16 protein-coding genes and 1 pseudogene are annotated in these 14,511 nt (G+C 67.1%); 14 read left to right on the top strand and 3 right to left on the bottom strand.

Annotation, left to right across the window (positions count from 1 at the left end):
* The 4 genes from GSQ95_RS23690 to GSQ95_RS23680 all read left to right on the top strand — a co-directional run.
* On the top strand, positions 1-190 hold a 190-nt coding region (locus GSQ95_RS23690), incomplete at its 5' end, for a hypothetical protein (protein WP_158973934.1).
* A gap of 2 nt (positions 191-192) precedes the next feature.
* Positions 193-777 carry an alpha-ketoglutarate-dependent dioxygenase AlkB gene (locus tag GSQ95_RS23685; RefSeq protein ID WP_158896997.1) on the top strand — a complete coding sequence of 195 codons (585 nt, stop codon included), beginning with the start codon at positions 193-195 and terminating at the stop codon, positions 775-777.
* The gene (locus GSQ95_RS26240; protein ID WP_178118500.1) at positions 774-932 is read left to right on the top strand and encodes a hypothetical protein; all 159 of its coding nucleotides are present in this window, start codon (positions 774-776) and stop codon (positions 930-932) included. The genes GSQ95_RS23685 and GSQ95_RS26240 overlap by 4 nt, the downstream gene beginning before the upstream one ends.
* A 129-nt stretch (positions 933-1,061) precedes the next feature.
* Positions 1,062-1,508 carry an Hsp20 family protein gene (locus GSQ95_RS23680; RefSeq protein WP_017642155.1) on the top strand — a complete coding sequence of 149 codons (447 nt, stop codon included), beginning with the start codon at positions 1,062-1,064 and terminating at the stop codon, positions 1,506-1,508.
* Positions 1,509-1,574: 66 nt separating this feature from the next.
* On the opposite strand, the pseudogene GSQ95_RS23675 reads toward GSQ95_RS23680, so the two are convergent.
* Positions 1,575-2,482 (bottom strand): annotated as a pseudogene (locus tag GSQ95_RS23675) (LysR family transcriptional regulator).
* Positions 2,483-2,573: 91 nt separating this feature from the next.
* Here GSQ95_RS23675 and GSQ95_RS23670 point away from each other — a divergent pair.
* From GSQ95_RS23670 to aroQ, 6 genes are read left to right on the top strand one after another with little or no spacing between them, the layout of a single operon-like run.
* On the top strand, positions 2,574-3,524 hold the full coding sequence (locus GSQ95_RS23670) for a ketopantoate reductase family protein (RefSeq protein ID WP_158896996.1): 951 nt from the start codon (positions 2,574-2,576) through the stop codon (positions 3,522-3,524).
* Positions 3,521-3,916: a VOC family protein gene (locus GSQ95_RS23665; RefSeq protein WP_158896995.1), complete on the top strand. Its 396-nt coding sequence runs from the start codon at positions 3,521-3,523 to the stop codon at positions 3,914-3,916. The genes GSQ95_RS23670 and GSQ95_RS23665 overlap by 4 nt, the downstream gene beginning before the upstream one ends.
* An 8-nt stretch (positions 3,917-3,924) precedes the next feature.
* Positions 3,925-4,383 carry a MaoC family dehydratase gene (locus GSQ95_RS23660; RefSeq protein WP_158896994.1) on the top strand — a complete coding sequence of 153 codons (459 nt, stop codon included), beginning with the start codon at positions 3,925-3,927 and terminating at the stop codon, positions 4,381-4,383.
* The gene (locus tag GSQ95_RS23655; RefSeq protein WP_158896993.1) at positions 4,380-5,612 is read left to right on the top strand and encodes a CaiB/BaiF CoA-transferase family protein; all 1,233 of its coding nucleotides are present in this window, start codon (positions 4,380-4,382) and stop codon (positions 5,610-5,612) included. Before GSQ95_RS23660 ends, GSQ95_RS23655 begins: the two co-directional genes overlap by 4 nt.
* Entirely contained in the window at positions 5,609-6,427 is an 819-nt protein-coding gene (gene aroE, locus GSQ95_RS23650) for a shikimate dehydrogenase (RefSeq protein ID WP_158896992.1), read from the top strand. Before GSQ95_RS23655 ends, aroE begins: the two co-directional genes overlap by 4 nt.
* An 8-nt stretch (positions 6,428-6,435) precedes the next feature.
* The gene (aroQ, locus tag GSQ95_RS23645; RefSeq protein WP_158896991.1) at positions 6,436-6,882 is read left to right on the top strand and encodes a type II 3-dehydroquinate dehydratase; all 447 of its coding nucleotides are present in this window, start codon (positions 6,436-6,438) and stop codon (positions 6,880-6,882) included.
* A 250-nt stretch (positions 6,883-7,132) separates the two neighbouring features.
* On the opposite strand, the gene GSQ95_RS23640 is transcribed toward aroQ, so the two are convergent.
* A complete protein-coding gene (locus tag GSQ95_RS23640) occupies positions 7,133-7,963 on the bottom strand; it encodes a GNAT family N-acetyltransferase (RefSeq protein WP_158896990.1) in 831 nt (276 codons plus the stop codon).
* The gene (locus tag GSQ95_RS23635; protein ID WP_158896989.1) at positions 7,954-8,475 is read right to left on the bottom strand and encodes a cupin domain-containing protein; all 522 of its coding nucleotides are present in this window, start codon (positions 8,473-8,475) and stop codon (positions 7,954-7,956) included. The genes GSQ95_RS23640 and GSQ95_RS23635 overlap by 10 nt, the downstream gene beginning before the upstream one ends.
* 88 nt (positions 8,476-8,563) lie before the next feature.
* Between GSQ95_RS23635 and GSQ95_RS23630 the strand changes: the two genes are divergently transcribed.
* The 4 genes from GSQ95_RS23630 to GSQ95_RS26910 all read left to right on the top strand — a co-directional run.
* Positions 8,564-10,786: an ABC transporter substrate-binding protein gene (locus GSQ95_RS23630; RefSeq protein ID WP_158896988.1), complete on the top strand. Its 2,223-nt coding sequence runs from the start codon at positions 8,564-8,566 to the stop codon at positions 10,784-10,786.
* Entirely contained in the window at positions 10,783-11,760 is a 978-nt protein-coding gene (locus GSQ95_RS23625) for an ABC transporter permease (protein ID WP_158896987.1), read from the top strand. Before GSQ95_RS23630 ends, GSQ95_RS23625 begins: the two co-directional genes overlap by 4 nt.
* Positions 11,761-11,765: 5 nt before the next feature.
* Positions 11,766-13,229 carry an ABC transporter permease gene (locus tag GSQ95_RS23620; protein ID WP_158896986.1) on the top strand — a complete coding sequence of 488 codons (1,464 nt, stop codon included), beginning with the start codon at positions 11,766-11,768 and terminating at the stop codon, positions 13,227-13,229.
* A partial coding sequence (locus tag GSQ95_RS26910) for an ATP-binding cassette domain-containing protein (RefSeq protein ID WP_158973932.1) occupies positions 13,226-14,511 on the top strand: 1,286 nt, incomplete at its 3' end. The genes GSQ95_RS23620 and GSQ95_RS26910, both read left to right, overlap by 4 nt.

The following is a 14,511-nucleotide window of genomic DNA, read 5'->3' as shown; positions in this document are numbered from 1 at the left end:
CCCCATAGCGCCCGTGCAGCCGGCGGCCGAGACCGCCCACGCACCCCTGGAGGACGAAGCCACCCTGGACCGCGAGGCGCGTCGCCGCCGCCGGCAGCGCGAAGCCCTACGCCAGGGGCTCGGCGCCGAGCGCGCCCAGGCGCTGGAAGAGCCGGAGCAGGTGGGTGTCCAGGTGGATCTGCGGATCTAGCCATGGTCGAGCGCCTGGAACTGGACGACGCCGAGCTGGCCTTCCAGCCGCACTGGCTGCCGGCGGAAACCGCCGACGCCTGGCTGCGGCAACTCGACGCTGAAACCCCCTGGAGCCAGCCGCAGGTGCGGGTGTACGGGCGCTGGCATCCGGTGCCGCGGCAGGTGGCCTGGTACGCCGACCCGGGCGTGGTCTACGGCTACGCCGGCCTGGACCACGCCGCCTTGCCCTGGACACCCCTGCTGCAGCGGCTTCGCGAAGCCGTCGAGGCGGCCTGCGGCCAGGGCTTCAACGGCGTGCTGCTCAATCGCTATCGCGATGGCCAGGACTCCATGGGCTGGCACAGCGACGACGAGACCAGTCTTGGCGCCAATCCGCTGATCGCCTCGCTCAATCTCGGGGCCGCGCGGCGCTTCGACTTTCGCCGCAAGGGCAGCAGCCGTATCGGCCATTCCCTGGAACTGGGTCACGGCAGCCTGCTGGTCATGGCCGGCGCGACCCAGCATCATTGGCAGCACCAGATCGCCAAGACCCGCAAAGCCAGCGGGTTGCGGCTGAATCTCACCTTTCGCCGGATAGCCACATGAGCGACGACAGCAATCTCATCGACTTCACCACCGAGCGTGGCAAGCGCATCCACGACCTCAAGGAGCGCCGCCTGCAGGAGGTGCGCTCGGCCTTCGAGCAGGCGTTGCCGCTGACCGAGGCCAAGAAGAAAAAGCGCAAGCCGAAGAAGAAATAGCGGTGCTACCGTTCGTCGGCTTTCGCCCTTGAAATTTTTTGGAGAATTCCTATCTAGGTTCGTGCGGGATGCCGAAGTCGGGTCCCGCAGGCAACAACGAAACTTGCTGAACCTATCAGGAGATTCACCATGAGCAATGTACTGTCCCTGGCCCCGCTGTTCCGTCATTCCGTCGGCTTCGACCGGTTCAACGACCTGTTCGAATCCGCGCTGCGCAACGACGCTGGCAGCTCCTATCCGCCCTACAACGTCGAGAAGCACGGTGACGACCAGTATCGCATCGTGATCGCCGCCGCCGGTCTCCAGGAAGATGACCTGGACATCGAAGTCGAGCGTGGCGTGCTCACCGTCAAGGGTGGCCGGCGCGAAAACAGCGCCGAGAGCGTGACCTTCCTGCATCAGGGCATCGCCCAACGCGCCTTCAAGCTGTCCTTCCGCCTCGCCGACCATATCGAGGTGAAGGGGGCCGATCTCAAGCACGGCCTGCTGAGCATCGAACTGGTGCGCGTGATCCCGGAAGAAGCCAAGCCCAAGCGCATCGCCATCTCCGGCCAGCGCCCGGCCCTGGACAACTGATCGTCCAGGCGTCCTGCCCAAAAGCCCCAGCCCCGTGCTGGGGCTCTTTCGTTTGTGGCCACTGCGCTAGCGATGGTGGCCGAAGAGCTCCAGCAGCACCCCGCGCAACCAGCGATTGCCGGCATCCTGGTGATAGCGCGCGTGCCAGTGCTGCCTGACCGCGAAGCCCTCGACCGGCACCGGGCATTCGTGGACCCTGAGACCGTAGGTCTGCGCCAGGGTGGTGCCGATGTGCCGCGGCAGGGTGACGATGAGATCGGAGTTGCCGACCACCGCGCCGACGCCCAGAAAGCCGGGTAGCTCCAGCACGATGCGGCGCTGCACCCCGGCGCGTACCAGACCCGCTTCCAGCAGCTTCTGCCCGGTGCCGGCGCTGACCAGCACATGGCCCTCCTCGGCGTAGGCCGTGGCCGTCAGTTGCTCGCCGAGGCGCGGATGGCGGGCGCTGACCAGGCAGACCCAGTCCTGGGGAAACAGCAGTTGCTGATAGAGGCTGCCGCCCAGCCAGGGAATGAAGCCGATCGCCAGGTCGGCTTCGCCGATCTCCAGCGCCTGTTCGGTGTTGCCGTCGATCCGCGCGATTTCCAGCCGCACCCCGGGCGCCACCTCGCGCAGCTGCGCCAGGATCCGTGGCAGCAGGGTGATGTGGCTGGCATCGCTCAGGCAGAGGCGAAACAGCCGCTGGGCGGTGGCGGGCTCGAAGGCGACCTCCAGGCCACCAGCCGGCGCAGGGATTCGAGCACTTCGCGACACGGGGTAATCAGGGCCTCGGCCTGAGGCGTGGGCTTCATGCCGCCAGGCGTGCGCACGAACAGCGGATCGCGCAGCTGCTGGCGCAACTTGCCTAGCCAGAGGCTGATGGTGGGTTGGCTCTGGCTCAGCTGTTCGGCGGCCCGGGTCACGCTGCCGGTGCGATAGAGCACCTCGAACAGCATCAGCAGCTTGGGTTCGGGCAGGCCGTCCGTGGGGAGCATTATCAGAATTCCTGATGGGCGAATTGAGCTCTTTGTATAGCTCAATAGCAGGCGCGGGCCTAGGGTAGGGCGAAAACAAGGAGCCCTATCCATGAAGATCTGCATCCTCGGGGCCGGCGCCCTGGGCAGCACCTTTGGCGCCTGGTTGAGCGAGGCGGGACACGAGACCTGGCTGCTCAACCGCCCCAATGCCCATATCGAGGCGGTCGCCCGTGACGGCCTGGACATCGAGACCGCCGATGGCAGGCGCCGGGTTCAGGTGCGGGCGGCGGTCAGCGCCGAGACGGTCGGGGCAGTGGATCTGGTGGTGGTGCTGGTCAAGTCCTTCGCCACGGCCGAGGCCATGCGCCAGGCGCTGGCGCTGGTCGGTCCCGAGACCCTGGTGCTGTCGCTGCAGAACGGCCTCGGCCACGAAGAGCTGCTGGCCGAGATCGTCGGCCCGGAGCGGGTGATTGCCGGCAAGACCTATGTCGGCGGCGTGCTGCTCGGCCCCGGGCGGATCCGCAGCGGGGTGGCGGGCAAGCGCACGCTCATCGGCGAACTCGACGGTCAGCTCTCGGCACGCGTCCAGGCCGTCGCCGCCGTCTTCGAAGACGCGGGACTGGCTACCACGGTCAGCAGCAACATCCGCGGCACCCTCTGGGACAAGCTGCTGGTCAACGTCGCCACCGGTGCCCTGACCGGCATCACCCAGTTCAGCTATGGCCAGCTCTACAGCGAGCCGCAGCTGCGCGACACCGCCTTGCAGGCGGTCGCCGAGGCCATCGCGGTGGCCCGCGCCGCCGGGATCGAGCTGGGCCTGCGCGAGCCCCAGGCGGCCTGGGAGCTGGCACGCGAAGGGTTGCCGCCGTCCTTCAAGACCTCCCTGCTGCAGAGCCTGCAGAAGGGCTCCATCACCGAAATCGACTTCATCAACAGCGCGGTGGTACGGCTGGGCCAGCAGTACCACGTGCCCACGCCGGTCAACGCCACCCTGGTCGCCTGCATCAAGGGTATCGAGCGCGCCCTGGCCGACCGACAACAAGAGGACGCCACATCATGAGCATTCCCAAGGCCTATCTGGAACACGTGGCCATCTGGGTCAAGGACATCCACTGGCATATCCGCTTCTTCCACGAGGTGTTCGGCATGACCCTGCGCGAGGTGCACGGCACGGTCGAGCAGCCCAGTCAGTACTGGACGCTGGGCGGGATGCAATTCATGAGCAAGCCGGACTTCGCCGGCCCCGAGGGGCGCCTGGGTCATCTGGGGCTGATGTGCGAGGACCTCGACGCCGCCCTGGCCGCGGCCCGGCGCTTCGAGGGCGTGGAGCAACTGCCCCAGGGCCACAACTGGCTGCGCCTGCCTGACGGCCTGGCGCTGGAATTCATCCAGGCCGTGCCGGCCCGCGCCGTGCACGACGCCCTGGCCGTCAATGCCCGTCAAGCCGAGTGACAGCGACCATGACCGTACAGGAAAAATATTTCGAGGATGCCCGCGAGGGCGACGAGGCGCTCACCCCGAGCTACCAGGTCACCAAGGAGCGCATCCTGGCCTACGCCGACCTCACCGGTGACTACACCCCGGTCCATGTCGACGAGGCCTATGCCAATGCCAGTCACTTCGGCGGCCTGGTCGCCCATGGCCTGATGGGACTGTCCATCGCCGACGGCCTCAAGACCCAATGCCACTACCGCTTCCTGCCGGGGATGTCGCTGGGCTGGACCTGGGACTTCCTCCTGCCGATCCGCGTCGGCGACGAGTTGCACGTGAAGATGCGCGTGGGCTCTATGAGACCCAGCAAGAGCAAGCCGGGCTGGGGCATCGTGGTGCTGCCCTCGGAGCTGATCAACCAGAAGGGGGAAGTGGTCCAGCGCGGCGAACACCGGCTGATGGTGCCGCGGCGGGAGGGCGTCGTATGAGCCAGCCACTGCCGCTGCACGGCCTGAGGGTCATCGACTACAGTCACTTCCTCGCCGGCCCCTATGTGGGGCGCTGCCTGGCGGCCCTGGGCGCCGAGGTGATCAAGGTGGAGCGCCCCGGCAGCGGCGATGCCGGTCGCCAGCACGCCTTCGTCCTCGACGACCAGCAGAGCGGCTACTTCCTGCAACTCAACATGGGCAAGCAGGGCGTCAGCGTCAACATGAAGGACCCGCGCGGCAAGGTCTTCATGCAGCAGCTCTGCGACAGCGCCGACGTCTTCATCGAGAACTACCGACCCGGGGCCCTGGACAGGCTCGGCCTAGGCTATGCGGAGCTGTCGGCGCGCAATCCACGACTGGCGTACTGCTCGATTTCCGCCTACGGCCACACCGGACCGGACGCCCATCGCGCCGGCTTCGGGCTGATCGCCGAGGCCAAGAGCGGCATCATGCAGATGGTTGGCACGCCGGGCGAGGCGCCGCCGCTGCTGCGCATCTCCCTGGGCGACATGTACACCGGCGCCCATGCGGTGGCCGCCATCAACGCGGCGCTGCTGGGGCGGGTCACCAGCGGGCGTGGCCAGCACATCGATATGGCGCTGTACGACACCCTGGTATCGATGCACGAGTACGCCGTGCAGTGCTATACCCTGTCCGGCGGCGAGATCCTGCCGCAGCAGACCGGCCACGACATGCCCACCTCGACCCTCTATGGCGTGTTTCGCGCCCAAGACGGCGACCTGGTGATCGCCGCCCAGGTGGACGACTCCTGGAAGCGCTTCGCCGCCCTGGTCGAGCAGGACGCCGAGCAGCCGGGCTTTGGCAGCGACCTGCGCTTCCACACCTCCACCGGCCGCAATGCCCATCGCGAAGCCATCCTGCCCGTCGTCAAGGCCTGGGTGGCGGCCAATCCGGTCGCACGGCTGCTGGCCCTGCTCGACGAGATCGACGTGCCCTGTGCCAAGGTGCAGCGCATCGACGAGGTGATCGAGGATCCCCAGATCAAGGCGCGCGGCATGATCCAGGAACAGCAGCACCCGCGCTTCGGCACCCTGCGCATGCCCAATCTGCCGTTCCGCTTTTCCGACTGTGACACCACCATCCAGCAGGTGGCGCCGGACCTGGGCGAGCACAATGCCAGTGTGGCCCGGAGCCTGGGCTACAGCGCGGAAGACATCGCTCGGCTGCAGGCCGACGGCGTGCTGTTCAGCCAAGAGCCCAGCGCATGACCGACCACTACGCGGTGATCGGTCGTCCGATCAACCACACCAAGTCGCCACTGATCCATGGCCTGTTCGCCGCCACCACCGGGCAAGACCTGGAATACGGCGCCATCAAGGGCTCGCCGGAGGACTTCGCCGGCGACGTGCAGCGCTTTCGTGCCCAGGGCGGACAGGGCCTGAACGTGACCGCGCCGTTCAAGCTGCAGGCCTTCCAGCTGGCCACCGAGTCCAGCGAAAGGGCACGGCTGGCCCGGGCGGCCAACGCTCTGAAGTTCGAGGGCGAGCGGGTGCTGGCGGAGAACTTCGACGGCATCGGCCTGCTGCGCGATATCGAGGTCAATCTCGGTCAACCCCTGGCCGGCAAGCGAGTGCTGTTGCTGGGCGCGGGTGGTGCGGTACGGGGGGCACTGTTGCCCTTCCTCGCGGCCGGGCCGGCGGCGCTGGTGATGGTCAATCGCGATGAGCAGAAGGCCGCCGGGCTCGCCCAGGAGATCGGGCACCCGCTGCTGAGCGTGAGCAGCTACGAGGCCCTGCAAGGGGAGAGATTCGACCTGGTGATCAACGCCACCTCGGCCAGTCTGGTCGGCGAATTGCCGCCGGTGCCGGCGGGCGTCTTCGCCCAGGCGGCGCTGGCCTATGAACTGGCTTACGGCAAGGGGTTGACGCCCTTCCTGCGCCTGGCCCGCGAACAGGGCGTGGCGCAGCTGGCGGACGGCGTGGGCATGCTGGTGGAACAGGCCGCCGAAGCCTTCGCCTGGTGGCGCGGCGTGCGCCCCGAGACCCGGCCGGTCATCGACCAGCTGACCATTCCCTTGCAGTGAGCGGACCCATGAAGATCCTGATGTTGCACGGTATCAACCACAACATGTTCGGCAAGCGCGATCCTGTGCAGTACGGCACCGTGACCCTGGCCGAGATCGACGCCAGGCTGGCTGACCTCGGCGCGGAACTGGGGGTGGAAATTGAGTCCTTCCAGAGCAACCACGAAGGGGCGATGGTCGAGCGCATCCACCAGGGTTACGAGGAGGGGGTCGACGGGGTGCTGATCAACGCCGGCGCCTGGACCCACTACAGCTACGGCATCCGCGACGCCCTGGCGATCCTCACCGTCCCGGTGGTGGAGTTGCACATGTCCAACATCCATGCGCGGGAGGGTTTCCGCCATCACTCGGTATTCGCCGAGATCGTCCTGGGCCAGATCGCCGGCTTCGGCGTGGACAGCTACCTGCTGGCGCTGCGTGCAGCGGTGAGCGCGGCCCAGGCGCGCAAAGCCTGAGCCGCCGACCCTCACGCCAAGGGAAAGGAAGCGCTCCCACAGATCCCGCGTAGCGTTTTCCACGCGCAGAAGTGTTGGCTGAGGTCATGTTGGGTTGAGGCGGCTCCATCGCCGAAGCCCAGCGGCCGGGTAAGAAGTCGTGCGCAGTCTATCGCGACCATGGGCCGCTCCTGCAGTGTAGGAGCGGCCCATGGTCGCGATAAATCAGGGTCGGAAGGCGCAGACTTTCCTCGGCATGCAAGCCAAGTTGCTATTCTCTGCCGGCACCTGCCCACAGCAGGGTACCTATGCCGCCCTCTACGGCGAACCTCGCCTTGGCATAGAGCCGTTGCGCATGATGTTCGCTGTCGGCGACGATCACGAAGGCGTCCACGCGATGTCGTTGGTGCCGAAGTACCGTGCCGAGCAAGGCCTGACAGAGTCCGCGCCGACGCCAGTCCACTCGCGTGGTAACCGCTTGGAAACGGCCCAGGCGGCCCAGGCGATAGAGGCCAAGATAGGCCAGCAGCCGGTCCTCGCCATCGAATACACCCCACCAGTCGCCAAGGCCGCTGTCGCTCAGTGATCTGTAGCGTCGCGCCTGGTAATCCAGATAGCGCCGGTGCGCTTTCGGATGTTCCGCGCCTGGAGTCACCTCTGCCTGGAGTTCATTCCACTGTTGCCAATCGGTTGGCTGTTGGAAGGCTCTGATGTGGAGTCCTTCAGGCAGGATCGGGGCGACCTGCAGGGCATCGTCTGCCAGACGCATCGAGACCAGGCGCTGATAATCGTAGCCACAAGGCAGGTCCGCCGGTGGCCCCTTGGCCTGCGGCTCTGGCCAGACGAACGCACGATGCCCCAAGGGCTGCGGGCTGCCGAGCAGTTGCTTGAAGTCCGCGGACCAGGCCAGCACCTGCTGGGCGGTCGGGCGCTGGTCCAGCATGAGGTAGTTGCCGAAGTAGTAGTCAGAACAGTCCGGTGTGCGGATCGCCACCTGATGCTCGCCATAGCTGAGGCAGGTATCGGGCGCCAATTGTAGCTGGGTGAGAAGTCCTGCGTTGGCGCGAATGGAGGCGGGGAGTCGCAACGGATTCACGGGCATTCGTCGTCCTCTCGTGGCGACATTGCCTCACCCTCATGCGGCCCCAACTCCCGCTGCGGATACTCCCGCCATTGCTTATCCCCCAGACCTGCGGTGTATTCCGGATGCAGCGGATAGTGCAGGCGGTTGTCCGCCCGGCTCGTGTCGCCCACCACCAGCAGTTCCACCGGCTCCGTGGTCTCGTTGATGAAAGTATGGGCGACACCATCCCCCGCCTTGAAGCCCACCCCGTCACCCGGCTTGAGGCGATGGGCGTGGCCGTCGATCCAGGCGGTGGGATGACCGGCGATCACATAGATGAATTCGTCTTCGGTGGCCTCGGCATGGGGCCTTGAGGTGCGCCGGCCGGGTGGCAGCCATTCGTGGTGGATGCCCAGGCGGGCGAAGCCGAAGTGGCGACCGAAGGCGGCGCCCAGGGAAAAGCGCTCGTCACTGTCGGCATAGCCGGGGCCATCCGGGGCCTGGAGCTGGGACCAGTGGGCGATCTTGTCGAAATCTTTCCGGGATTGCATGGGGTGCTGCGCCTCGCGGGAAAATAGCTCAAGCTTAGTCGTTTAGGCGGATGCTGCCGCCTCAGGTCTCTTTCGGTGCAGGAACGCGATGCCCAGACTGTCCAGACAACTCCTCGCACTCCTGACCCTGGCGCTGCTTGGTGGCTGTTCACCCGATACGCCGATCAACAGCCCCTACCGCGCTGGAGCCGAAGGCCAGAATACCCTCTATACCGCCTTCACCACCCGCTCGCCGAAGTACCTGGATCCGGCCAGTTCCTATTCCGGCGACGAGACCAACTTCACCTACAACATCTATGAGCCGCTCTACGGCTACCACTACTTCAAGCGGCCCTACGAGCTGATTCCCCGCGGCGCGGAGCGGGTGGTAGCACCCTATTACCTGGACGCCCAGGGCCGACGCCTGCCGGATGATGCACCGCCGGCGCAGATCGCCCAGAGCGTCTACGACATCCCCATCCGCCGCGACGCCCGCTACGCGCCCCATCCGGCCTTTGCCCGGGATGCCCAGGGCCACTACCGCTACTTCCCGATCCAGCCTGCCGACCTGGCCGATCGCTACCAGATCCCCGACTTTCCCGAGACCGGCAGCCGCGCCTTGACCGCCGCCGACTACGCCTACGGCCTGCGCCGCCTGGCCAGTCCGCGGCTGGTCTCGCCCAGCTACGCCATCTTCGCCGAGCACCTGGTCGGCATGCAGGCCTATGGCGACGGCCTGCGCGCCGCCGACAAGGCCCTGCACGCCGGCCTGCCCAGGGGCGCGCCGCTGCCCTGGCTGGACCTGCGCCAGGGCGAGCTGCCCGGGGTCGAGGTGCTGGATGAGCACACCCTGCGGCTGCGGGTGATCGGCAAGTACCCCCAGTTCAACTACTGGCTGGCCATGACCTTTGCCGCGCCGGTGCCCTGGGAGGCGGATCGCTTCTACAGCCAGCCGGGCATGACCGAGCACAATCTCGGTTTCAACAGCTGGCCGGTGGGCACCGGACCCTATCGGCTGGCCGAATCCATCCCCAATCGTCGCCATGTGCTGGCGCGCAATCCCAATTATCACGCCGATCCCTATCCCTGCGAGGGAGAGCCCGAGGATCGCGAACAGGGCCGGCTGGACGATTGCGGCAAGCCCATGCCGCTGATCGACCGTGCGGTGTTCAGCCTGGAAAAGGAAGGGGTGCCGCTGATGGGCAAGTTCATCCAGGGCTACTACGACACCCCCCAGGTCGAGCGCGGCGAATATGGCGTGGCGCTGCGCACTAAAGCGGGCGACTCGGCCGACTCCGCCGAACTCTATCGCGAGCGTGGCCTCAAGCTGCCCACTGCGGTGGAAGCGTCCAACTGGTACCTGGGCTTCAACTGGCTGGATCCGGTGGTGGGGCAGGGCGCCACACCCGAGCAGCAGGTACGCAATCGCAAGCTGCGCCAGGCGCTGTCCATCGCCTTCGACTGGGAGAGCTATATCACCGTCTTCCTCAACGGCAACGGCCTGGTCGCCAACGGCCCGCTGCCGCCGGGGGTGCTGGGCTACGAAGCGCCGCCGGCCGGCAGCAACCCGGTGGTCTATCGGTTGGTGGATGGCAAGCCCGAGCGGCGGCCCATCGAAGAGGCCAGGCAACTGCTGGCCGACGCCGGCTATCCCGATGGCCGCGACGCCAGGAGCGGGCGGCCGCTGATCCTGCAATACGATGCCCAGAGCAGTGGCGACAGCGCCATGTTCGACTGGATGCGCCAGCAAACCGCCAAGCTGGGTATCCAGCTGGAATTGCGCGGCTCGGACTACAACAGATTCCAGGACAAGATGCGCAAGGGCGCGGCGCAGATCTTTTTCTGGGGCTGGAACGCCGACTATCCCGATGCCGAGAACTTCCTCTTTCTCTTCTACGGTCCCCAGGGCAAGGCCAAGCACGGTGGCGAGAATGCCGGCAACTACAGCAATGCCGAATACGACCGGCTGTTCGAGCAGATGAAGAGTCTCGACGATGGTCCGGAAAAGGTGGCGCTGATCCGGCGCATGGTCGCCCTCGTGCAGCAGGATGCGCCCTGGCTGTTCGGCTGGAATCCCCTGTCGGCCGGGGCCTATCAGCAGTGGGTGTACAACGCCAAGCCGACCCAGATGGTGCGCGATCAGCTGCGCTATCTGCGCCTGGATCCGGCGCTGCGCGAGCGCAAGGTGCTGGAGTGGAACCGGCCGGTGCTCTGGCCGCTGTGGCTGCTCTTGGGCCTGGCATTGCTACTGGCCTGGCCGGCCTGGCGCAGCCTCCGGCGCCGCGAGCGCCAGACCGCCTTTGGCGACGACACCGGGGAGGGGCGGTCATGATCGGCTATCTGCTGCGGCGCCTGGCCTATGGCGTGCTCATCCTGATCGGGGTGAATCTGCTGACCTTCCTGCTGTTCTTTACCGTCAACACCCCGGACGACATGGCGCGGCTGGCCATCGGCGGCAAGTACGTCACCGCCGAAGCCATCGAGGACTGGAAGGCAGAGCACGGCTACGACAAGCCATTGCTCATCAATACCACCCGTGAAGGGATGGAGCAGTTTACCGATACGCTCTTCTTCGACCGGTCGGTCAGTCTGCTGGTGTTCGACTTCGGCACCTCCGACAGCGGTCGCGACATCGGCCGGGAGATCGCCGAGCGCGCCGGACCGAGCCTGGCGCTGGCGCTGCCGACCTTTGTCCTCGGCCTGGTCGCCAGCGTCGGTTTCGCCCTCCTGCTGGTGTTCTTTCGCGCCACCCGCCTGGACTTCTGGGGCGTGGTGCTCTGCGTGCTGCTGCTGTCGATCTCCTCGCTGTTCTACATCATCGCCGGCCAGTGGTTGTTCGCTAAAATCCTGCGGCTGGTGCCCTATTCGGGTTATGAGGAAGGCTGGAATCTGCTGCACTTCCTGGCGCTGCCGGTGCTGGTCGCGGTGATTTCCGGGCTGGGCAGTCAGGCGCGCTTCTACCGCGCGCTGTTTCTCGAAGAGATTGGCAAGGACTATGTGCGCACCGCCCGCGCCAAGGGCCTGGCCGAGCGTCAGGTGCTCCTGCGCCATGTGCTGCGCAATGCGGCGCTGCCGATTCTCACCGGCGTGGTCTCGGCCATTCCGCTGCTGATCATGGGCAGCCTGATCGCCGAGTCCTTCTTTGGCATTCCCGGCCTGGGCAGCTACACCATTGACGCCATCAACGGCCAGGACTTCGCCGTGGTCCGTACCATGGTGTTCCTCGGCTCGGTGCTCTACATCGTCGGCCTGATCCTGGCGGACCTGTCCTACACCCTCGCGGATCCGCGCGTTCGCTTCAGGTAGCCGCCATGCCGAAATTCGTCTTGCTCTGGACCGACCTCGCCCTCTACCTGCTGGTGGCCGGTACCCTGGTCTATGCCTGGCGCGCGCGTCGCCAGCCGGCCCTGCGCGCCAGTTGGCGGCGGGTGCTGCAGGATGCGCCGGCGATGAGCGCGGCCGTGGTGCTGGCCAGCTTCGTCGCTATTGCCCTGCTGGATTCGGTGCACTACCGGCCCCAGTTGCCCGCCACGCCCGGCGCCACGGCGCCGATCTATTCCCCCACGGTGCTCTCGGCCCTCGATGGTCTGCTGGCCGACACCAGCCTGACCCAGCGCGAAAAGACCTATTCCGCGCCACTCGCCACCCACCAGTTCACCAAGGAAACCCTGGGTACCAGCGCCGAGGGCCTGCCGCTACGCGATTTCCCGCGCCTCAAGCATGCCGGTACCACCCTGGGCGATCCCGCTACCGAGTGGCGGGGCGATCTTCTCAAGCGACTGACGTTGGGCCTGCTCGGCGGTCTGGCGCTGGCGCTGGCCCTGGCCACCGCGGCGCTGGCGGCGGCACGGTTGCGCGAGACGGGTGGTTTCGCGGTCCGCTGCGGACTCATCCTCCGTGGCCACACCGCCACCCCCTGGCGCGCCATCCTGCTGACCTGGCTGGGCGTCTGCCTGGTGACCGGCAGCGTGATCGCCCTGGCCAGCGGCTATCACGTGCTGGGCACCGACAGCACCGGCAACGACGTCCTCTACCAGTCGCTCAAGAGCATCCGCACCGCCTTCGTCATCGGCAGCCTGACCACCCTGGCCATGCTACCGCCGGCGATCGGCTTCGGCCTGGCCGCCGGCTACTTCAAGGGCCGGGTGGACGACGTCATCACCTACCTCTACACCACCCTGACCTCCATCCCCGGGGTGCTGCTGGTGGCGGCCTGCGTGTTGATGATGCAGGTGTTCATCGACCGCCACCCGGAGCTGTTCGACACCGGCGCGGCGCGGGCCGACCTGCGCCTCTTCATGCTCTGCCTGATCCTCGGCCTCACCGGCTGGGCCGGGCTGTGCCGTCTGCTGCGCGCCGAGGCGCTCAAGTTGCGCGAGCTGGAATACGTCCAGGCCGCGCGGGCCTTTGGCGTCTCCCACTTCACCATCCTGCGCCGGCACCTGCTGCCCAACGTCTTCTACCTGGTGCTCATCACCCTGACCCTGGAGTTCTCCAGCCTGGTGCTCTACGAGGCGGTGCTCTCCTACCTGGGCATCGGCGTCGATCCGACCATGAATTCCTTTGGCTCCATGATCAACGATGCCCGCACCGAGATGTCCCGTACCCCGATGATCTGGTGGAATCTGCTCAGCGCCTTCGCCTTCATGCTGGCCCTGGTGCTGGCGGCCAATCTGTTCGCCGATGCCGTGCGCGACGCCTTCGATCCGCGCAGTCGCCGACTGAGATCCGCCTGGCTCAGGCGCCGTCCCGGCCAGGGTGAGGTGCAGCCATGACGCCGGTGCTGGAGATTCGCGATCTGGAGATCCTGGTCGAGGGTGAGGAGGGCACACGGCAGGCGGTCCGCGGCCTGAGCCTGGCCATTGCCCGTGGCGAGACCTTCGCCCTGGTCGGGGAATCGGGCAGTGGCAAGAGCGTCACGGCGCTCTCGCTGCTGCGGCTGCTGCCACCGTCGCTGGATATCGCCCGCGGCGCGGCGCTGCTGGCCGGTACCGACCTGCATCGACTGCCGGAAGGACGCCTGCGCGAACTGCGCGGCGGCCGCGTCGGCACCATCTTCCAGGAGCCCGCCACCAGCCTGAATCCGGTCATGCGCATCGGCGAGCAGATCGAGGAAACCCTGCGCGTCCATACCGCGCTGCGCGGCGCCGCCGCCCGTGCCCGGGTAGTGGAATGGCTGCGGCGGGTCGGCATTCCCGAGCCGGAGCGACGGATCGATGACTATCCCTTCCAGTTCTCCGGTGGTCAGAAGCAGCGCATCATGCTCGCCCTGGCGCTGGCCGCCGAACCGGACCTGCTGATCGCCGACGAACCCACCACGGCGCTGGACGTCACCGTCCAGGCGCAGATCCTCACGCTGCTGGCCGACATCCAGCGCGAACTGGGCATGGCCATCCTGCTCATCACCCACGATCTGGCGGTGGTGCGCCAGGTGGCCGATCACGTGGCCCTGATGCGCCATGGCGAGATCGTCGAGAGCGCGCCGGCCGCGGAGTTCTTCGAGGCGCCCCGGCATCCCTATGCCCGCGAGCTGTTCGCCGCCATTCCCACCTTCGCCAAGCGCGGCCAGACCCTGGCCGGCATCCCGCGCGCCCTGCCGCAGCGCCAGCCGGGCGCGCGGCTGCTGGAGGTGCGTGAGCTGGCCGTGCACTATCCGCTCCGCCGCGGGGCCTGGGGCCGAACGCGGGACTGGGTCAGGGCGGTGGACGGGGTGAGCTTCGACCTGCACGCGGGCGAGACCCTGGCGCTGCTGGGCGAGTCCGGGTGCGGCAAGACCACCACCGGCAAGGCGCTGCTGCGCCTGCTCGATGGGCCGCGCATCAGCGGCAGCGCCCAGCTGGGCGGCGAGGACCTGCTCACGGCCGATCGGCGCACCCTGCAGCGGCTACGGCGGCAGATCCAGATCGTCTTCCAGGATCCCTTCGCCTCGCTGGATCCGCGCATGCGCATCGGCGCCACCCTGGAGCAGGGCTTGCTGGCGCTGCGTCCCGAGCTGGATGCCGCCGAGCGCCAGCGCCGCGCTGCCGCCCTGGTGGAGCGGGTCGGGCTGCCCGGCGA

The sequence above is a fragment of the Pseudomonas sp. BAV 4579 genome (genome assembly GCF_009765395.1).
Lineage (GTDB): Bacteria > Pseudomonadota > Gammaproteobacteria > Pseudomonadales > Pseudomonadaceae > Chryseomonas > Chryseomonas aestiva.
The sequence above is the reverse complement of the archived record's forward strand: the minus strand, read 5'-3'. Positions and strand labels throughout refer to the sequence as shown.